Source organism: Vreelandella aquamarina (assembly GCF_044805175.1).
GTDB classification, from domain to species: Bacteria; Pseudomonadota; Gammaproteobacteria; order Pseudomonadales; family Halomonadaceae; genus Vreelandella; species Vreelandella aquamarina_B.
The window spans coordinates 1027762-1045650 of record NZ_CP085232.1; the positions used below are offsets into that span (position 1 = coordinate 1027762).

Genomic DNA, 17889 nt, shown 5'->3' on the forward strand with positions numbered 1-17889 from the left:
AGGGCTATGTCCAAGTTGTCGGATGAGGGTTATCGAAGTATCCCGCTCAATGCCACGCTGGCGCTTGCAGCGCTGGTAGTGATTATTGCAGGTATGAAGGCCGGGTCGGATTTGTTGGTACCGCTGCTGTTATCGGTGTTTATCGCGGTGGTGTGTACATCGCCGGTGCAGTGGTTGCATCACTTTGGTTTAAGCCGCCGAGCGGCGGCGCTTCTCACGCTGTTAGTGCTGGTGGGATTTTTATCGCTGATTGGGCTGCTGGTGGTGAATAGCTTCAGCACCTTTGTGGAAGCGCTGCCTGATATTGAGTCTAGGCTTTACGAGCACTATTGGGATTTATTAAACGTGCTTTCATCCCATGGGCTGGCCATTGATCCAGACCAGCTTAGTTCAATGTTCGCCGCAGAAGAGGGTGGTTCTTGGGTGGCTATGCTGCTGGGCGAAATTGGCTCGCTTTTCATGCAAGGCAGTATGGTGGCGCTGTTAGTAATTTTTATGCTGTTCGAGACGCTGAATTTTCGCGATAAGGTATCCCGCGCGCTTGAAAATCCAGCGCCGAGCCTGAAACGGTTTAGTGAGTTTAGCATGACGCTCAAGCGCTACTTGGCGGTTAAAACCGTGATTAGTTTAGCGACTGGCGTACTGGTATGGCTATCATGCTTGATGGTTGGCGTGGAGTTTCCGCTGTTATGGGGCGTGTTGGCATTTGCGCTTAACTTTATTCCGAATATTGGCTCGGCGCTGGCGGCTATCCCGCCGGTGCTACTGCTGTTGGTCTCTCAGGATGGCGGTTTGCTGCAGGCATTTTTACTGGCATCTGCTTATTTGGTAATCAACTTTATTTTAGGTAATCTGATTGAACCAAGAGTGATGGGGCAAGCGCTGGGGTTATCCACCTTTGTGGCGTTTCTCTCGTTAGTGGTCTGGGGGTGGATTTTTGGCGCAGCGGGGATGCTGCTGTCAGTGGTGTTAACCATGACGCTGAAAATTGCCCTGGATAGTCACCCGCAAACCCGTTGGATTGCTCATTTATTGGGGCCAGGTAATCAACGCAGTTCATCTATTAGGCGTCCTGGCGATGCGCGTCGACCGCCTTGGAAACGAGGAGGTTGGTCAAATAACGAGTAAAACAGCGCGATAGAGAGAAATGGCTGGATAAGGAAGCGGTTACCGCTGGCAGCCAGCGGTAACCGGAGGTAATCAGGCGTTTTGGTCGATAAACTGGGTTAGCTGTGATTTAGACTGCGCGCCAACCAGTGAAGCGACTTTGGTGCCGGACTTGAACAGCATAACGGTGGGCACACCGCGCACGCCTTGTTCAGCGGCAATTTCCGGTGCGTCGTCAACGTTTACGCTGACAACTTTCAGCTTGTCGCCGCGCTCGGCTGCGACTTCATCAACAACAGGTGCCATGACTTTACATGGGCCGCACCAGGGGGCCCAAAACTTCAGTAGGACAGGCTGTTCGGCGTTGAGGACTTCTTGCTCAAAATTGGCGTTGGTGACATCAACATTGTTAGCCATTTACTTCTCCCGTTTGCGTTGCTCTTACTGGTTCGTTGCCTCAAATGGAGCAACGGTCATTACGCGATTTACTAGCGCTCTTTCACCGCGCCAAGTTGCCAGATGTTAGCGGGCGCGAAGGGTGCTGGCAAATTCCTGATGCGATTTGCCTTTAAATAGCAAAATTTAATAGATGTCTATAGACTCTATTTTTTATACTATAAGTGAATTATAGGATATTTTTTTATTCAAAAATGTGCTTATTGAGCGACCCGGTCAAGGTGCTTAGTTAGACACACCGTGGCGGTAGCGCGAGGATGCGCTTTTATGTGCATCCTGCATTGATTATAGGGTGAGGATATGAAGCTGCAGCAACTTCGCTATATCTGGGAAGTCAATCGACACAATCTGAACGTTTCGGCAACCGCGCAGAGCTTGTTTACCTCCCAGCCGGGTATCTCAAAGCAGATCCGCCTGCTTGAAGATGAGCTAGGCGTTGAGATTTTTGCCCGTAGCGGCAAGCATTTAACCCGCGTTACCCCGGCAGGGCAGTCGATTATTGACTTGGCGGGGCAGGTGCTGAAGCTGACCGAAAATATCAAGCAGGTTGCCCAGGAGTATAGCGATGAGCGCCGGGGCAGCTTGGCCATTGCCACGACCCACACCCAGGCTCGCTATGCACTACCGCCTATTATTAGCGAGTTTACCCAGAAGTATCCCGAAGTAGCGCTGCACATGCAGCAAGGCACACCTAAGCAAATTGCCCAGATGGTGAGCGAAGGGCAGGCGGATTTTGCCATTGCGACAGAGTCGTTAGAACTATTTACCGATTTGGTGCTGCTGCCCTGCTACCGCTGGAACCGCTGCGTACTAGTACCCAGGGAGCACCCGCTGGCATCGCTGGACGGCCCACTAACCCTAGAGGCGCTAGCCGAGCATCCGTTGGTGACCTATGTGTTCGGTTTTACCGGGCGCTCTCAGCTAGACGATGCGTTCAAAGCCAAGGGTTTAACGCCTAATGTGGTGCTCACCGCAGCCGATGCAGACGTGATTAAAACCTATGTGCGCCTGGGCATGGGGGTGGGCATTGTCGCGCATATGGCGGTTGACCCCGCGTTGGATAGTGACCTAGTGGCGCTGGAGGCTAGCCACTTATTTGCCAGCTCTACGACGAAGATTGGTATCCGTCGCGGTACCTTTATGCGCGGTTATATGTACGACTTCCTAACGCGCTTTGCCCCGCATCTTACCCGCGACCGGGTAGACGAAGCGCTTATCGCTGGCCCGCGCTATGAGCAGGGGCTGTTTGAGGATATCGAGCTGCCCGAGTATTAGTCCGAAAACAGTATTCGGTCCTAAAACAGTTGCGCCTAGGCGGCAGGCCTAGGCGCAATAGAGAGGAGGCGGTTAGTGCTGGAGGTGCAGGCCGCACTCCCGCTTCTCTTCCACCTTGGTGGGGTCGAAGTAGTCGAAGTTGTTGGGCAGGTTATGCTCCTGCAGGTAGTGATACATATCCTTGGCGCTCCACTGTAGTAGCGGGGCGACTTTCAATAAGCCGTCGCTATTGCGGCTCACCACCTGCATTTTGGCCCGCTCGGGCGTATCTTCAGCGCGTAGCGCGGTGAACCAGACGTCGGGCTGCATCTCGCGCAGGGCCCGCTCGAAGGGCTCAATCTTTACTTCCTGGGTAAACGCGGCATGGCGCGGGTCGTCAATGCCGGGCATGGGGCCTTCCAGCGCTTCGCGATGGGCGCGGGTGCGTTTCGGTAGGAAGCTCACCAGGTTCAGGTTTAAGCGCTGAATTAGCTCGTCAGCGAACTGGTACGTGGCTTCGGTGTTGTAACCGCTATCCATCCACACAATTGGAATATCAGGGCGAACCTGGGTCACCATATGCAGGATAACCGCTTCAAACGGGCGGAAGTTGGTGGTGCAGATAGGGCGCTCGCCCTGGCTGAATGCCCACTCAATCAACCCCTGGGGGTTGTTGGCAAAATCGCGGTTAATCTGCTCAAGCGTTGAGGACATGCTGCCTCCTGAAGTAAAAAAAGCGTGCTATGCCCCTAGGCTATCAAAGGCAGGGGGCTTCCCCCCAATACCGTTTGGTTAGGCTTTTATATTTCTTTTTGATGTAAAAGAGTTGGCTACTTATTCCAAAGCGCCTATCAGATGGCGGATTTTATCCAGCGTTTCGGTGTACTCCTCCTCTGCCTTAGAGTCTGCCACTAGCCCACCGCCGCCCCAAACATGCAGTGTGCCTGCATCTGCCACCATAGTGCGAATGGCAATAGAGGTATCCATACTACCGCGAACGTCGATATAGCCTAGGCTGCCGCAGTAAACGCTGCGTTGGCAGGGTTCCAGTTCATCAATAATCTGCATCGCGCGTATTTTGGGCGCACCGGTAATGGAGCCACCGGGAAACGCCGCGGTGAGCAATGACAGGGGGGAGTGTTGCGGGGCTAGCTGGCCTTGTACCACGCTGACCAAGTGGTGAACGTTAGGGTAGCTCTCTAGTTGGCATAGCTGTGGCACGCGAATCGAGCCGGGCTGACACACGCGCCCTAGGTCATTACGCAGCAGATCCACAATCATCACGTTTTCAGCGCGATCCTTGGTGCTGCTGAGCAAGTCGTCCGCCAGGGCACGATCCTCTTCTGGGGTTCTTCCTCGGGGCCGGGTGCCCTTTATCGGACGGGTTTCCACCTGACCATCGCGGCACTGGATAAAGCGCTCAGGCGAAAGTGAGAGTACCGCCTGGCCCTCTTTCCAGGCCATAAAGCCTGAAAAGGGCGTGGGAGTGGCCTGACGCAGTTTGAGATACGCTTGCCACGCATCCCCCTGGTAGCGGGCAGAAAAGCGCTGGGCCAAATTGATTTGGTAGCAGTCTCCCGAGCGGATATAGCGCTGCACCGCTGCAAAGCGTTCGGTATACGCCGCTTGGCTAAGCTCGGCTTGAAAGGGTTGGGTAAGCTGAAAAGGGATGGCAGGCGCTTCGGGTTCGTTTAACCACTTTATTACCTGCTGGCAGCGATGTTCGCTGCCTATTAGCCACGCTTGTTCGGTGGCGTGGTCGAAAGTAATGCACCAGTCAAACAATCCTAACCGTGCTAAGGGTAGTTGAGTGGCCACTGGGTGCTGGCTGGGTATAGCAGCCTGTTGTCTGCCAAGGTCGTAGCTCCAGTAGCCAATTAATCCACCTAAAAACGGTAGATCGCTCTGTTCGCCAACCCTAGGCAGCTGCTCTAGTAGCCACTGTTGCTGAGCGCTATAACTACTAAAGTGCGCAGGTAATATTAATGTATTGGACTCAAACACCGTTTGGCCATTTGGCAAGATTTCTAGCGTGGCGATAGGGTCGCTGCTGAGAATATCGTAACGTCCGGTGGTGGCCTTGGGGCGGCCACTATCCAGCAGCACCGCGCCGGGACGTTGCCGAAGTATGGCAAAGGTTGCCAGCGGGTCGGGGGAGTAGGGCAGGGCTATAATCGTCAACGCCGTTGTCATGAAGCAAACGCCAGGCCAATGAGGGCAACATATTTTAGAGGTCGTGCATCCATCACACCAGCAGAAGCCATTGACGGCTTTCTCACGTTAGGTGGCCGCTACTACCCGTTATCTGCTTGATTGTTGACACTGCTTTTATTCGGATGGTGGGGAGTGCAACGAAAGACGAATAAAAACGCTTATTATGGATGGTTGACGGCATAAATATGGCGGGCTAAAGTTCCTCTATTCTTTAATTGTCGACAATTAGCCATGACTTTACTCGTATCCAGCACTTCGCAGACCGATGAAAGCGCCGCCGAGCCGGTGTCGCCCGAGGTACGCACGCTCGCTGAGCGAGTGTTTCATCAACTGCAGAGCGCGATTGTGCGCGGTGAATTGGCACCAGGCAGCAAAATTACCGAGCCAGGGCTATCCAAAACCTACGGTATCTCCCGAGGGCCGCTGCGTGAAGCCATGCGCCGCCTTGAGGCTCATCGTCTTATTGAGCGCGTACCTCATGTGGGCGCACGGGTTGTAAAGCTCTCTATGAAAGAGCTGTTAGAGCTATTCGACGTGCGTGAGGCCTTGGAGAGTATGGCTGCCCGCTTGGCCGCTGAGCATATGTCGCCTGAAGAGATACAAGGTCTGCGCGATGTGTTAGCGCTCCATGAAAGCCAGGGCGACTTAAAGCGCGGTGAAGCCTACTACCAGCGGGAAGGCGACTTAGATTTTCATTATCGCATCGTTCAAGGCAGCCACAATAAAATGTTGATGAACTTGCTTTGCGATGACCTGTACTACCTGGTGCGCCTCTACCGCACCCAGTTTAGCGCCAGCGGTACACGCCCTCAGCGGGCGTTTGTGGAGCACCATCGTATTGTCGATGCCATTGAAGCCGGTGACGCTGAGCTTGCTGAGCTGTTAATGCGCCGCCACGTCAGCGCCTCCCGTGCCAACGTCGCAGACCGCTATGCGACGATTCTCGAACAACAATCAACAACACCTACCGACTCAAGGAGCTAATGCCCATGTCTACCACGTCATCATCAGCGCTCACCCCTGGAGCACGTTTTCGTGCTGCTCTTGAAGCCAATCGCCCGCTGCCAATTTTAGGCACCATCAATGCCTACACGGCTATGATGGCTGAGCGGGTCGGGCATCAGGCAATCTATCTTTCGGGTGGTGGCGTGGCGAACGCCTCATTTGGCCTGCCGGATTTAGGCATGACGACCATGAACGATGTGGTGGAAGATGCTCACCGCATTTGTGGTGCCACCGAGCTGCCGCTGCTCGTGGATATCGATACCGGCTGGGGCGGTGCGTTTAACATTGCCCGTACCGTGAAAGAGATGCAGCGGGCAGGCGTCGCTGCGGTGCATCTGGAAGACCAAGTAGCGCAGAAGCGCTGTGGCCACCGCCCGAACAAAGCGATTGTCTCGCAGCAAGAAATGGTAGACCGCATCAAAGCCGCCGCCGATGCCAAGCTAGACCCCGATTTCTACCTCATCGCCCGCACCGATGCGTTCCAGAAAGAGGGGCTGGACGCGGCCATCGAGCGGGCAAACGCCTGCGTGGAAGCAGGCGCCGACGCTATCTTCGCCGAGGCGGTGCATACGCTGGATGACTATAAAGCGTTCTGCCAACGGGTGAATGCCCCCATTCTGGCCAACATTACCGAGTTCGGCGCGACGCCGCTGTTTAGCCAGCAGGAGCTGGGCGAGGTTGGCTGTCGTATGGTGCTCTATCCGCTCTCGGCTTTCCGCGCCATGAACGCCGCCGCGCTGAAGGTGTACCAGAGCATTCTAGAAAATGGCCATCAGCGTGAGGTGGTCGACACCATGCAGACCCGCGATGAGCTGTACGACTTCTTGAACTACCACGATTTTGAGCAAAAGCTCGACGCGCTGTTTGCTGAGCAAAAAGACGCGTAATGCCGCGCACACGTCGTATTAACAACGCTTATTTCACTCGCGGCACTTAATTTTACTAGCAGCACTTAAACCAGACTCAATTAAACAAATCTTATAAATAAGTACGTCAGGAGACACCACATGGCTGATAAACCGCTAGCAGGAGCAGGACTTCGGGGGCAGAGCGCAGGTGCGACGGCCCTATGTACCGTGGGTAAAACCGGTTCCGGCCTCACCTATCGCGGCTTTGATATTAAGGAGCTGGCTGAAAAAGCCAAATTTGAAGAAGTCGCCTATCTGCTGTTGAAAGGCAAACTGCCCAACCAAGCGGAGCTTGACCGCTACATTGAGAAGCTGAAAGGCCTGCGTGGCTTGCCCGATGCGCTGAAAACCGTGCTGGAGCAGATTCCTAAAGACGCGCACCCTATGGATGTTATGCGGACGGGTGCCTCTATGCTGGGTAACCTGGAAACCGAGGAGAGTTTTGACGAGCAGCAGGATGTAGCAGATCGTCTGCTGGCAGTACTGCCCTCGATTATTTGCTACTGGTACCGCTTCAGCCATGACGGTGTGCGTATTGATACCGAAACCGATGATGCTTCGGTGGGCGGCCACTTCTTGCACATGTTGCGCGGTGAGCCAGCGTCTGAGCTGCATGCTCGCGTAATGAACGTCTCGCTGATTCTCTATGCCGAGCACGAATTCAACGCCTCTACCTTTACCGCTCGGGTGTGCGCGTCCACGCTCTCTGATATGCACTCCTGTATCACCGGCGCTATTGGCTCGCTGCGTGGCCCGCTGCACGGCGGTGCTAACGAAGCGGCCATGGCAATGATCGAGAACTGGAGCTCGCCGGAAGAGGCCGAGCGGGAAATGCTCGGTATGCTGGAGCGTAAAGAGAAGATTATGGGCTTTGGCCACGCCATCTACCGTGAGTCGGACCCGCGCAACGCGATTATCAAAGAGTGGTCCAAAAAGTTAGCCGAAGACGTGGGCGACACGGTGCTCTATCCGGTGTCGGTACGCTGTGAAGAGGTAATGTGGCGGGAGAAGAAGCTGTTCTGTAATGCGGACTTCTTCCATGCCAGCGCTTACCACTTCATGGATATCCCGACCAAGCTGTTTACACCGATTTTCGTGATGTCCCGGGTGACTGGCTGGGCAGCGCATGTGTTCGAGCAGCGTGCCAACAACCGCATTATTCGCCCCAGCGCTGATTACATCGGTCCTGAGAAGAGTGAATGGGTGCCCATCGAAGCGCGTGACTAACCGGTTGCGCGGTGACTAAGAGAGAGGCGTTATGAACACAAATTATCGCAAGCCGCTACCGGGCGTTTTGGTAGAGGGCGAGCCGGTAGAGTTCTTCGATGCGCGCCAGGCGGTCGAGGATATCAAGCCCGGTGCCTATGCCAAACTGCCCTATACCTCGCGGGTGTTGGCTGAACAGCTGGTGCGTCGCTGTGACCCTGAGCTACTGACCGATGCCCTCAACCAGCTGATTGAACGTAAACAGGAGCTGGATTTTCCCTGGTATCCGGCACGGGTGGTATGTCACGACATCCTTGGCCAGACCGCACTGGTGGATTTGGCCGGCCTGCGTGACGCCATTGCCGAGAAAGGCGGTGACCCGGCGAAGGTGAATCCGGTAGTGCCCACACAGCTCATCGTGGATCACTCTCTGGCGGTGGAACATGCGGGCTTTGAGAAGGATGCCTTCGAGAAAAACCGCCAAGTGGAGGATCGTCGTAATGACGACCGTTTCCACTTTATCAACTGGACCAAGCTGGCGTTTGAGAACGTCGACGTGATTCCTCCCGGCAACGGCATCATGCACCAGATCAACCTGGAGAAGATGTCGCCGGTAGTGCAGTGTCGCCCCGACGAGCACGGCGTGCGTATCGCCTACCCAGATACCTGTGTGGGTACTGATAGCCATACGCCCATGGTGGATGCGCTAGGGGTGATCTCCGTAGGTGTTGGTGGCCTGGAGGCGGAAAGTGTGATGCTGGGCCGCGCCTCGATGATGCGCCTGCCGGATATCGTCGGTGTCGAGCTCACTGGCAAGCTGCAGCCGGGTATTACCGGCACCGACATGGTGCTGGCGATTACCGAGTTTCTGCGTAAAGAGCGGGTAGTGGGCGCTTACTTAGAGTTCTACGGTGAAGGGGCTGATGCGCTGACCGTGGGCGACCGTGCCACGATTTCCAACATGACGCCGGAGTATGGCGCCACGGCAGCGATGTTCTACATCGATGATCAAACCATTGAGTATCTCAAGCTTACCGGGCGGGAAGATGAGCAGGTCGCGCTGGTGGAAGCTTACGCCAAGCATACCGGCCTGTGGGCGGAGAGCTTGAAAACCGCCGAGTATGAGCGGGTGCTGACCTTTGATCTCTCAAGCGTGGCGCGCACCCTGGCTGGCCCTTCTAACCCCCATGCCCACCTACCTACTTCCGAGCTGGCAAAGCGTGGTATTGCCATTGACCTGGATAAAGCCCGGGCCGATGAGCAGGCGGGCAGAATGCCGGATGGCGCGGTGATTATTGCCGCTATTACCAGCTGTACCAACACGTCTAACCCGCGCAATATGGTGGCGGCGGGGCTGATTGCCCGCAACGCCAACCGCTTAGGGCTGACTCGCAAGCCCTGGGTGAAGTCGTCGCTGGCCCCTGGCTCGAAAACCGTCAAGATGTACCTGGAAGAAGCCCACTTGATGGACGAGCTTGAGAACCTTGGCTTCGGTGTGGTGGCCTACGCCTGTACCACGTGTAACGGGATGTCCGGCGCGCTGGAACCAAAAATTCAGCAGGAAATCATCGACCGTGACCTGTACGCCACGGCGGTGCTTTCCGGTAACCGTAACTTTGATGGGCGTATCCACCCCTACGCCAAACAGGCGTTTTTGGCTTCACCGCCGTTGGTGGTGGCTTATGCCATTGCGGGCACCATCCGCTTTGATATCGAAAAAGACGTGCTGGGGTATGACCAGCAGGGCAATCCGGTCACCCTCAAGGATATCTGGCCCGACGATAGCGAAATCGATGCCATCGTGAAGTCGGCGGTGAAACCTGAGCAGTTCCGCCAAACCTATATCCCAATGTTCGATCTGGATAAGAGTGCGCGCACGCAGGTAAGCCCGCTCTACGAATGGCGGCCCCAGAGCACCTATATTCGCCGCCCGCCCTACTGGGAAGGCAACATGGCGAAAGAGCGTGGGCTGAAGGGTATGCGCCCGCTGGCGATTCTGCCGGACAACATTACCACCGACCACCTTTCGCCCTCTAATGCCATCATGCTCGATAGCGCGGCGGGGGAGTACCTGCACAAAATGGGCCTGCCGGAGGAGGATTTTAACTCTTACGCCACCCACCGCGGGGATCACCTAACCGCCCAGCGGGCCACCCTGGCGAATCCGAAACTGTTCAACGAAATGGTTCACGATGAGCAGGGCAAGGTGCTGCAGGGGTCGCTGGCGCGTATTGAGCCGGAGGGTAAGGTGACCCGTATGTGGGAAGCCATCGAAACCTACATGGCCCGCAAGCAGCCGCTGATTATTATCGCCGGTGCGGATTATGGCCAAGGCTCGTCCCGTGACTGGGCCGCCAAAGGTGTCGCGCTAGCGGGGGTAGAGGCGATCGTTGCCGAAGGCTTTGAGCGCATTCACCGCACGAACTTGATCGGTATGGGCGTCATGCCCCTGCAGTTTGAAGAGGGCACTACCCGTAAAACCCTTGAGCTGGACGGCACGGAAATCTTCGATGTGGAGGGCACCCCCGAGCCGCGCGCCATGCTCACGCTAGTCATTCATCGTAAGAGTGGCAGCACCGAGCGCGTGCCGGTGGTTTGTCGATTGGATACCGCCGAAGAGGTCACCATCTATTCAGCCGGTGGCGTACTGCAGCGGTTTGCCCAAGACTTTTTGGAATCCTCCGTTGCCTAGTGGTACTGGCGCAATGGTAAGGGTGTGATTGATAGCGAATAGCCTGGCGGTTGCCAGGCTATTTTTTAGGAGGTGAATCATGGCTCATAGGGCACAAATCAGTATTCCCGCCACGTATATGCGGGGCGGTACCAGTAAGGGCGTGTTTTTTACCCTGAGCAATCTACCCCCCGCCGCTCAGGTGCCAGGTGAGGCGCGCGATAAGCTGCTCATGCGGGTGATTGGTAGCCCCGACCCTTATGAAAAGCAGATTGATGGAATGGGCGGTGCAACCTCCAGCACCAGCAAAACGGTGATTCTCTCGAAGAGTGACTCTCCCGACCACGATGTTGACTATCTGTTCGGCCAAGTCTCAATTGATAAGCCCTTTGTGGATTGGAGCGGTAACTGCGGCAACCTATCCGCGGCGGTGGGGCCGTATGCCATTGCCAACGGTTTAGTTGACCCTGCCAAGGTGCCGCAAAACGGTGTCGCGGAAGTGCGTATTTGGCAGGTCAATATTCAGAAAACCATTGTTGCCCAAGTGCCCATTACTGATGGCCAGGTGCAAGAAACCGGTGATTTTGAGCTGGATGGCGTGACCTTTCCGGCAGCGGAGATCCCCGTCGCGTTTATGGACCCTGCCGATGGCGAGGGCGCTATTTTTCCAACCGGCAACGTGGTTGATGACCTAGAGGTGCCGGGGGTTGGTGTGCTGAAAGCAACGCTGATTAATGCAGGCATTCCAACGGTGTTCGTCAATGCTGAGGCGCTGGGCTACACCGGGTGTGAGCTGCAAGAAGCGATTAATGGGGATGCCAAGGCGCTGGAGATGTTCGAAACGATTCGCGCCCACGGTGCTGTCCGCATGGGATTGATTAACCATGTGGAGGAGGCCGCCAGCCGTCAGCACACCCCCAAGGTAGCATTTGTAGGCCCGGCGGCCAGCTATACGGCGTCGAGTGGTAAAGCCGTCCATGCGGAAGATATTGACCTAGTGGTGCGGGCGCTCTCAATGGGCAAGCTGCACCACGCAATGATGGGCACGGCGGCCGTTGCCATTGGCGCAGCGGCGGCGATTCAAGGTACGTTAGTGAACTTAGCGGCGGGGGGCGTTGAGCGTGAGGCGGTCACGTTTGGCCATCCGTCTGGGTCGCTACGGGTGGGAGCCAAAGCCAGCTTGATAGAGGGGCGTTGGCAGATTGATCAGGCAGTGATGAGCCGCAGCGCACGAGTCTTAATGGAAGGGCATGTGCGAGTGCCTGGCGATACAATCTAAGCGGCTTGCCAGCAACCTGCCACCGCCGGTGCATGCTCGTGCGGTGGCATATATAGGTTGCTGTTCAAACTTACTCGTCAAAGGTGATCTGATCACGCATACGGTCAACGGTAGCCGGCCCAATACCGTTCACACGGGTGAGGTCGTCGGCGTTCTCAAAGGCGCCATTAGCTTCGCGCTCTTCAATAATGGCGGCTGCACGGCTTGGGCCGATGCCTGGTAGCTCAGCAAGCAGCTCCTCATCGGCGCTGTTCACATTAATGGGTTCAATGGCCTGGGCTAGCGCTGTTCCAGAGAGGCCTAAACTCAGGCTAATAAGCAGTGCGGTGGCGAAACGTTTTAGCGTTGTCTGCATCGTTAACTTCCTTTCTAATTTTTCTATTGACCCAATCGTTTACCCAGCGAAATGGGTGGTGAGCGCAGCGGGTGAAAGTTACTCGCCGCCTTAGTGAAATTAGCCTTTTCGGTCAGTGTATGCTGTAAGCCATTAACGATGTTTTTTGTAAGTATTTTGCTATAAAGCAGTAGTGAATCTCCTACACAGTAAGTGTGGTGGGGCTGTTACACTATGAGTACGGTGTCATCGGCCCGGCTCAGTATCAGCGGTTTAACCTTGTGCCTTGTCTATTAGCCTGCATGACCCTCTCTAAACGACCCTCTCTATGCGTTCACGAACACGGAGTAAGCGCGTGTCCACCGATTCCCCACTGATTATTGCTCTGGACTATCCCTCCCTGGATGCGGCCTTATGCATGGCTGACCAGCTCGACCCGGCACGTTGTCGCGTCAAAGTAGGTAAAGAGCTATTTACCCGTAGCGGCCCGGCTGTCTTGGAAGCGCTTCATGGCCGTGGTTTCGACGTGTTTCTTGATCTCAAATTTCACGATATCCCCAATACGGTGGCCAGTGCCGTGCAGGCTGCGGCGGAGCAGGGTGTTTGGATGGTAAATGTGCACGCATCAGGCGGGCGCAACATGATGGAGGCAGCGGCTAAGCGCCTTTCGGACCATCACCTAAAAACACATTTAATCGCGGTGACAGTGCTGACCAGTATGCAAGCACAAGACCTGCAAGAAGTAGGCATTACCGCAAGTCCCGCTGAGCAGGTAATGCGTTTAGCGGCGTTGACCCAGCAGAGTGGATTGGACGGCGTAGTGTGTTCGGCACAAGAAGCTGCACAGATTAAAGCGCAGTGCGGAGGCACATTCTTGAAAGTAACGCCCGGTATTCGTCCTAGCTTTGCGGCGGCGAACGATCAGCAGCGCATCATGACGCCTGCTGACGCAATGCAGGCAGGCAGTACTCATCTAGTGGTGGGGCGGCCGGTTACTCAAGCAGAGGACCCTATGGCCGCATTGGCAGCTATTGAGGCTGAGCTGATAGGGGGGTAATCGTTATTCCCCCTCGATACCTGTGATCGGTTTAATCGTGCCCCAGCGGCGGCAGCTGGGGCACTGCCAAGCTAGGCTGTCGCTGCTGAAGCCGCAGCGACGGCAGCGATGGCGGTGGCGCCCTTTTAGCAGAGCATCTGTATGGTGTTTGAGTAGTAGCAAACGGGTATCCGGTGTCGTTTTGCCGCTTAGCCGTTCGCTTTCTAGGTAAAGATCGACTAAGTAATCAAGCCCTCCCAGGCTAGGGGCTTCACGTAGCCATTCACCGGTACGTTCAATCGCGCTATCTACGCCGTCTCTCTGATGCACCAGCGTGCCAAGCGCGACAATAACGCTCGTGTAGGGGGCTTGCCCCAGCAGTTTGTAGAGATGGCTTTCCAGGCCGGGTAAGTCGTCGTTGCGGGTGTAGGCACGGTGCAGCGCTGGAAGCATGGTGGGCACATGAGCGATATCCTGCTGGGGGATATGGTCAAGCCGCTCGATTGCTTTCGCGTAGTGGCCCTTCTCCATCTCCAGTTCGGCCAGCATGAGGGTGGCGCGTATGCAGCGCTCATCCAATTGAAGCGCTTTTTTGAGATGTTTGCGTGCCAGCGCACGGCTGGATTGATCAATCTCCTGCTGTGCAAGCTCGCAGTGCCAGTGTGAGGCGGGGCGGCACATGGCGGGCTGCTGTTTCAATAGCGGCTGAACGATCTCTAGCGCATCTTGCCACTCTTTTTCTCGCTCAAGTAAGTCAATTAATAGCCGTTTCACTTCTAAGCGTAGCGGCATATTCGCTGAGTGCTCAAGCAGGCTACGTAGCAACCTTTGAGCGCGGTCGTGTACACCCAGGGCGATAAAATCACGGGCTAGCTCAAGCTGGATGGCTTCATTGGTGGCGGTGGAAAGGGCCGGACGGGCGAGCAGGTTTTGGTGAATGCTCACGGCTTTGTCCGCTTCTCCGCGTGTTCGGAACAGCTTGCCTAGCGCGATATGCGTATCAACAGTATCGCTGTTAACATCGAGCGCGTGGATAAAGGTATTGATAGCTTCATTGGGCTGCTCGTTTAACAGGTAGTTCAGCCCGACGAAGTACTCCCGGGATAGGCCGGGAGTACGCGAGGTGTGAGTGTGCTGCTGGCGGCGATAGGCATAGCGAATGCCCAGGCCAAAGCCGATGGCAATGGCTGCCAAGAGTATGCCTAGCAGCACTGCATCATGCATTTACGCCAGTTCCTTAAACCCCTGGGTGCGTAAGCGATCCAGCTCTTTACGCTGCTGTTTATTATGGCGCTCACTGCGAGCGAGCCTTGCTTTCAGGCGAATATAAACGCCGAGCATGGCTAGCATACCGACGATAACACCTACCGCGAGTGTGGCTAGAAGCCATACGGAGAGCGATACAGCAGGCAGTTCGGCCCAAATCAGATTTAAGCCAATGGCCTGCTGATTATTGACAGCAAACAGAATGCCCACTAGCAATACAACTAATAAAATAACGGCCAGAATCAGCCCTTTGATCCAACGCATGAGAGTTTCCTAGTCAGTGACGTTCACGGTAACGCTATTGTGTCTGAGTCTGGGCGCGGCGTCATCCCGCAGAAGGTCGGATGGCGCGATTAACTCGCTTTAATATCCTAACGCTCGGCTAGCGTCGACCTGCTCCCGCAGTTCTTTGCCCGGTTTGAAGTGCGGTACGTATTTACCGTCTAAATCTACCGGCTCGCCAGTTTTAGGGTTGCGTCCGGTGCGTGGCTCACGGTAATGGAGCGAGAAACTGCCAAAGCCGCGGATCTCTACCCGCCCGCCATTGGCCAGAGCGTCAGTCATATCATCTAAGATAATACGCACCGCCGTTTCGACTTCTTTGGCGGATAGCTCCGGTTGACGCATCGCAATTTGTTCGATTAGTTCAGATTTGGTCATCGGTTGGCTCCCTGCAAGCTTAAAGGCCGTAACGCGCACGCGACCTTGATAACATCAAAATCAGCATACTGCGCATACAGGTATAAAACAATTCAGATAAAACAAGGTACTAGGCAAGTTGGTTCGAAGCTGATTAACAGCATAGGCGATGCTAGGCCCTGGCGCGACCCCGCAGCTTCGGTATACTAGCTTTTCATTTCATCGACTCGGAGAGGCTGACGTTGAGCGACGATACTTCCCCCGCCGCTGTGCTACGTAAGCGGCTTTATTGGCATTCCCGGCGCGGTATGTGGGAGCTGGATTTGCTATTAATTCCTTTTTTGGAACAACGCTTTGACTCGTTGACTGAAGAGGAGCAGCTAACGTATCAGCGTTTGATCGAAGAAGAAGATCAAGATTTGTTCGTTTGGCTCATGCACCGTGAGTGGCCCGAAGACCCTGCCTTGCGGCATATCGTTCAAATGATCGTTGAACATGCCGAAACCACCGATAATTCTGCCTATCGCACGCTCTAAATTAGCGGCCTGTTTGCAAACCCTGCTGGTGCTTGGGTTGGCCTTCTTGGCAAGTTGGACAACAGGTAGCTGGGTAGGGCTAATAGCGTTAGGAACTGGTTTGGGGTTAGTGTATCGCTCTTATCGTGCCCAGCCATGCGGCATGTTGCAGCTTGCTGAACGCGGCAACCAGCTAGTCGGCCGCTGGCTGTTGGCAACGGGAGAGGTTGGCGCTGAGCAAAGTGTTAGCTGTGACTACCTTGGCCCCTGGTTAGCGGGGTTGCGTTTAGGGCCGCAGCGTTTGTGGCTCTGGCCGGATAGCCTGCCCCGCGCTAGCCAGCGTGCCCTACGCCGATGTTTCCATCGGCCAGGGCGTTAGTAGGAGCACAAGGTGTTAGTGGGACAGTTTTGTCGTGCGTAAACTGTTTAGCGTGAGTTTTGATGGGCGAGAGTTGGCCTGGTGACCTGGCCAGTCAATTGAGTAGTGTAAGCCACGAGACTCGTGGCGTTGCACAGCGGCCATGACGGTAAGTTGAGCAAGAGTAATGGCCTGCTGTAGTTGCACGCTGTCAGGGTGCGACATCTCTTTATCAATTCTCTCTAGCTCGGCCTTGATGTCTGCGAGCGCATCGCCAGCTTTGGCGAGTCCTTGGTTGCTGCGCACAATAGAGACATATTGGCTCATTACGCTGCGCATATCGCGACGCAGCACGTTGAGTGCTTTCTTATCGGCCTTAAAGTTAGGCTGAATCGTGGGTGTTGGGTAGCTTGTCGATTCCAGTATCTCAGTAGGGAGTTGCGGCTGGGAGAGCAGGTGTTGCGCGCAGCTTCGTGCGTATACCAAACACTCCAGCAGCGAATTGCTAGCCATCCGGTTGGCACCGTGAAGCCCTGTATAGGCTACTTCGCCAATAGCGTAGAGGTTGGCAACGCCGGTAGCGCCGACGTGGTTGGTGGCAACGCCGCCGCAGCTGTAATGGGCGGCAGGCACAACGGGGATAGGATGGCGCGTGATATCAATGCCCCGTGAGGCGCAGTGAGCCAGAATGGTCGGGAAGTGATGATGGATAGATGCTTCACCCAAATGGCGTATATCCAGCCATACGTGCCCCTGGGTGCCTTGTTGGATTTGCGCATCAATGGCCCTGGCAACCACATCTCTTGGTGCAAGCTCGGCACGTGGGTCCAGGTCGGGCATAAAACGGTGACCTGCCTCGTTGAGTAGGTAGCCACCTTCGCCGCGCACCGCCTCGCTAATTAGAAAAGCTGGGCCATCCGGGTCGAATAAGCAGGTGGGGTGAAACTGCTGAAATTCCAGGTTGGCGAGTGTGGCCCCAAGCTTAGCCGCCATCATCATGCCTTCACCGCTGCTGGGTGAAGGGGTAGTGGTATGCCGGTATAGCCCGCTGGCGCCGCCGGTGGCGAGAACGGTGTGATGGGCATAAAGCGCTTGCGGGCGCTGCTCGCTATCTATGCCCTGGGCGCCAATGCAGCGGCCCTCGGCGTCGCTTAACAGGGTCGAGATAGTCAGGTCGCTACGCTGGGTGATGCGTGGGTGAGCGGCGACTTTGCTGACCAGTGTTTCAACCACTGCGCGGCCGGTTGCATCGTCGGCATGAATAATGCGCCGTGCATTGTGTCCACCTTCCCGGGTGAGATGGTAGGGGTAGCGGGCGCTTGGGTCTGGGTCGGGAGTAAACGGCACGCCGTTATCAATGAGCCACTGAATAGCGTCGGGGCCGTGAGTCACGGTAAAGCGAACAGCTTCTTCATCGCACAGGCCGTCACCAGCAATGAGGGTGTCGCGTATATGGTCGTCGAGATTATCATCTGGAGAGAGCACGGCCGCAATGCCCCCCTGCGCCCAGCGGCTGGCCCCTTGATCATCCATTGCTGGGCGTACCAGGGTGACAGACAAGTGGTCGGCAACTTCCAATGCAAGGGTAAGGCCGGCGACGCCGCCACCAATGATAAGTATGTCGGATGTTGGCGCGCTCAT

General features: G+C 55.6%; 17 protein-coding genes. 9 read left to right on the plus strand and 8 right to left on the minus strand.

Features of this window, described 5'->3' with window-relative positions; translation table 11 throughout:
• Positions 1 to 6 precede the first annotated feature (6 nt).
• A complete protein-coding gene (locus LG300_RS04820) occupies positions 7 to 1128 on the plus strand; it encodes an AI-2E family transporter (protein WP_404377255.1) in 1122 nt (373 codons plus the stop codon).
• A gap of 72 nt (positions 1129 to 1200) precedes the next feature.
• On the opposite strand, the gene trxA is transcribed toward LG300_RS04820, so the two are convergent.
• Positions 1201 to 1524, minus strand: a complete 324-nt coding sequence (trxA, locus tag LG300_RS04825; protein ID WP_253501242.1) for a thioredoxin — start codon at positions 1522 to 1524, stop codon at positions 1201 to 1203.
• Positions 1525 to 1863: 339 nt separating this feature from the next.
• On the opposite strand from trxA, the gene cysB reads away from it, so the two are divergent.
• The gene (gene cysB, locus LG300_RS04830) at positions 1864 to 2838 is read left to right on the plus strand and encodes an HTH-type transcriptional regulator CysB (protein WP_404377256.1); all 975 of its coding nucleotides are present in this window, start codon (positions 1864 to 1866) and stop codon (positions 2836 to 2838) included.
• Between the two features lie 72 nt (positions 2839 to 2910).
• Here the strand turns inward: cysB and LG300_RS04835 are convergent, their stop codons facing one another.
• Positions 2911 to 3531, minus strand: a complete 621-nt coding sequence (locus LG300_RS04835; protein ID WP_404377257.1) for a phosphoadenosine phosphosulfate reductase family protein — start codon at positions 3529 to 3531, stop codon at positions 2911 to 2913.
• Between the two features lie 120 nt (positions 3532 to 3651).
• Positions 3652 to 5010, minus strand: coding sequence for an aminodeoxychorismate synthase component I (gene pabB / locus LG300_RS04840; protein ID WP_404377259.1), 1359 nt, complete (start codon positions 5008 to 5010; stop codon positions 3652 to 3654).
• A 252-nt stretch (positions 5011 to 5262) separates the two neighbouring features.
• Between pabB and LG300_RS04845 the strand changes: the two genes are divergently transcribed.
• The 5 genes from LG300_RS04845 (at position 5263) to prpF (ending at position 12100) form a co-directional block, all read left to right on the plus strand.
• Positions 5263 to 6015 carry a GntR family transcriptional regulator gene (locus LG300_RS04845; protein ID WP_404377260.1) on the plus strand — a complete coding sequence of 251 codons (753 nt, stop codon included), beginning with the start codon at positions 5263 to 5265 and terminating at the stop codon, positions 6013 to 6015.
• A gap of 5 nt (positions 6016 to 6020) precedes the next feature.
• Positions 6021 to 6923: a methylisocitrate lyase gene (gene prpB, locus LG300_RS04850; RefSeq protein ID WP_404377262.1), complete on the plus strand. Its 903-nt coding sequence runs from the start codon at positions 6021 to 6023 to the stop codon at positions 6921 to 6923.
• A 120-nt stretch (positions 6924 to 7043) separates the two neighbouring features.
• Positions 7044 to 8171, plus strand: a complete 1128-nt coding sequence (prpC, locus tag LG300_RS04855) for a 2-methylcitrate synthase (RefSeq protein ID WP_404377263.1) — start codon at positions 7044 to 7046, stop codon at positions 8169 to 8171.
• A 31-nt stretch (positions 8172 to 8202) separates the two neighbouring features.
• Positions 8203 to 10842, plus strand: a complete 2640-nt coding sequence (acnD, locus tag LG300_RS04860) for a Fe/S-dependent 2-methylisocitrate dehydratase AcnD (RefSeq protein ID WP_404377264.1) — start codon at positions 8203 to 8205, stop codon at positions 10840 to 10842.
• Positions 10843 to 10921: 79 nt separating this feature from the next.
• A complete protein-coding gene (prpF, locus tag LG300_RS04865; protein WP_404377265.1) occupies positions 10922 to 12100 on the plus strand; it encodes a 2-methylaconitate cis-trans isomerase PrpF in 1179 nt (392 codons plus the stop codon).
• A gap of 70 nt (positions 12101 to 12170) precedes the next feature.
• Here the strand turns inward: prpF and LG300_RS04870 are convergent, their stop codons facing one another.
• Entirely contained in the window at positions 12171 to 12455 is a 285-nt protein-coding gene (locus tag LG300_RS04870) for a ComEA family DNA-binding protein (RefSeq protein ID WP_404377266.1), read from the minus strand.
• Between the two features lie 334 nt (positions 12456 to 12789).
• Here LG300_RS04870 and pyrF point away from each other — a divergent pair, with 334 nt between their 5' ends.
• Complete coding sequence (gene pyrF / locus LG300_RS04875; RefSeq protein ID WP_404377267.1) at positions 12790 to 13491, plus strand: orotidine-5'-phosphate decarboxylase; 702 nt, start codon at positions 12790 to 12792, stop codon at positions 13489 to 13491.
• 3 nt (positions 13492 to 13494) lie between these two features.
• Here the strand turns inward: pyrF and lapB are convergent, their stop codons facing one another.
• From lapB to LG300_RS04890, 3 genes are all read right to left on the minus strand, one after another.
• Positions 13495 to 14694 carry a lipopolysaccharide assembly protein LapB gene (lapB, locus tag LG300_RS04880; RefSeq protein ID WP_404377269.1) on the minus strand — a complete coding sequence of 400 codons (1200 nt, stop codon included), beginning with the start codon at positions 14692 to 14694 and terminating at the stop codon, positions 13495 to 13497.
• A complete protein-coding gene (locus LG300_RS04885; RefSeq protein ID WP_404377270.1) occupies positions 14695 to 15000 on the minus strand; it encodes a lipopolysaccharide assembly protein LapA domain-containing protein in 306 nt (101 codons plus the stop codon). It lies immediately after the preceding gene.
• A 99-nt stretch (positions 15001 to 15099) separates the two neighbouring features.
• The gene (locus LG300_RS04890; protein WP_404377271.1) at positions 15100 to 15396 is read right to left on the minus strand and encodes an integration host factor subunit beta; all 297 of its coding nucleotides are present in this window, start codon (positions 15394 to 15396) and stop codon (positions 15100 to 15102) included.
• Between the two features lie 221 nt (positions 15397 to 15617).
• Here LG300_RS04890 and LG300_RS04895 point away from each other — a divergent pair, with 221 nt between their 5' ends.
• Positions 15618 to 15911 carry a succinate dehydrogenase assembly factor 2 gene (locus LG300_RS04895; RefSeq protein ID WP_404377272.1) on the plus strand — a complete coding sequence of 98 codons (294 nt, stop codon included), beginning with the start codon at positions 15618 to 15620 and terminating at the stop codon, positions 15909 to 15911.
• A 373-nt stretch (positions 15912 to 16284) separates the two neighbouring features.
• Here the strand turns inward: LG300_RS04895 and nadB are convergent, their stop codons facing one another.
• Complete coding sequence (gene nadB / locus LG300_RS04900; protein ID WP_404377273.1) at positions 16285 to 17889, minus strand: L-aspartate oxidase; 1605 nt, start codon at positions 17887 to 17889, stop codon at positions 16285 to 16287.

Coding starts and splice junctions, on each gene's coding strand:
- LG300_RS04820 (WP_404377255.1), top strand. CDS start 7: ATGTCCAAGTTGTCGGATGAGGGTTATCGAAGTATCCCGCTCAATGCC.
- trxA (WP_253501242.1), bottom strand. CDS start 1,524: ATGGCTAACAATGTTGATGTCACCAACGCCAATTTTGAGCAAGAAGTC.
- cysB (WP_404377256.1), top strand. CDS start 1,864: ATGAAGCTGCAGCAACTTCGCTATATCTGGGAAGTCAATCGACACAAT.
- LG300_RS04835 (WP_404377257.1), bottom strand. CDS start 3,531: ATGTCCTCAACGCTTGAGCAGATTAACCGCGATTTTGCCAACAACCCC.
- pabB (WP_404377259.1), bottom strand. CDS start 5,010: ATGACAACGGCGTTGACGATTATAGCCCTGCCCTACTCCCCCGACCCG.
- LG300_RS04845 (WP_404377260.1), top strand. CDS start 5,263: ATGACTTTACTCGTATCCAGCACTTCGCAGACCGATGAAAGCGCCGCC.
- prpB (WP_404377262.1), top strand. CDS start 6,021: ATGTCTACCACGTCATCATCAGCGCTCACCCCTGGAGCACGTTTTCGT.
- prpC (WP_404377263.1), top strand. CDS start 7,044: ATGGCTGATAAACCGCTAGCAGGAGCAGGACTTCGGGGGCAGAGCGCA.
- acnD (WP_404377264.1), top strand. CDS start 8,203: ATGAACACAAATTATCGCAAGCCGCTACCGGGCGTTTTGGTAGAGGGC.
- prpF (WP_404377265.1), top strand. CDS start 10,922: ATGGCTCATAGGGCACAAATCAGTATTCCCGCCACGTATATGCGGGGC.
- LG300_RS04870 (WP_404377266.1), bottom strand. CDS start 12,455: ATGCAGACAACGCTAAAACGTTTCGCCACCGCACTGCTTATTAGCCTG.
- lapB (WP_404377269.1), bottom strand. CDS start 14,694: ATGCATGATGCAGTGCTGCTAGGCATACTCTTGGCAGCCATTGCCATC.
- LG300_RS04885 (WP_404377270.1), bottom strand. CDS start 15,000: ATGCGTTGGATCAAAGGGCTGATTCTGGCCGTTATTTTATTAGTTGTA.
- LG300_RS04890 (WP_404377271.1), bottom strand. CDS start 15,396: ATGACCAAATCTGAACTAATCGAACAAATTGCGATGCGTCAACCGGAG.
- nadB (WP_404377273.1), bottom strand. CDS start 17,889: ATGAGCGCGCCAACATCCGACATACTTATCATTGGTGGCGGCGTCGCC.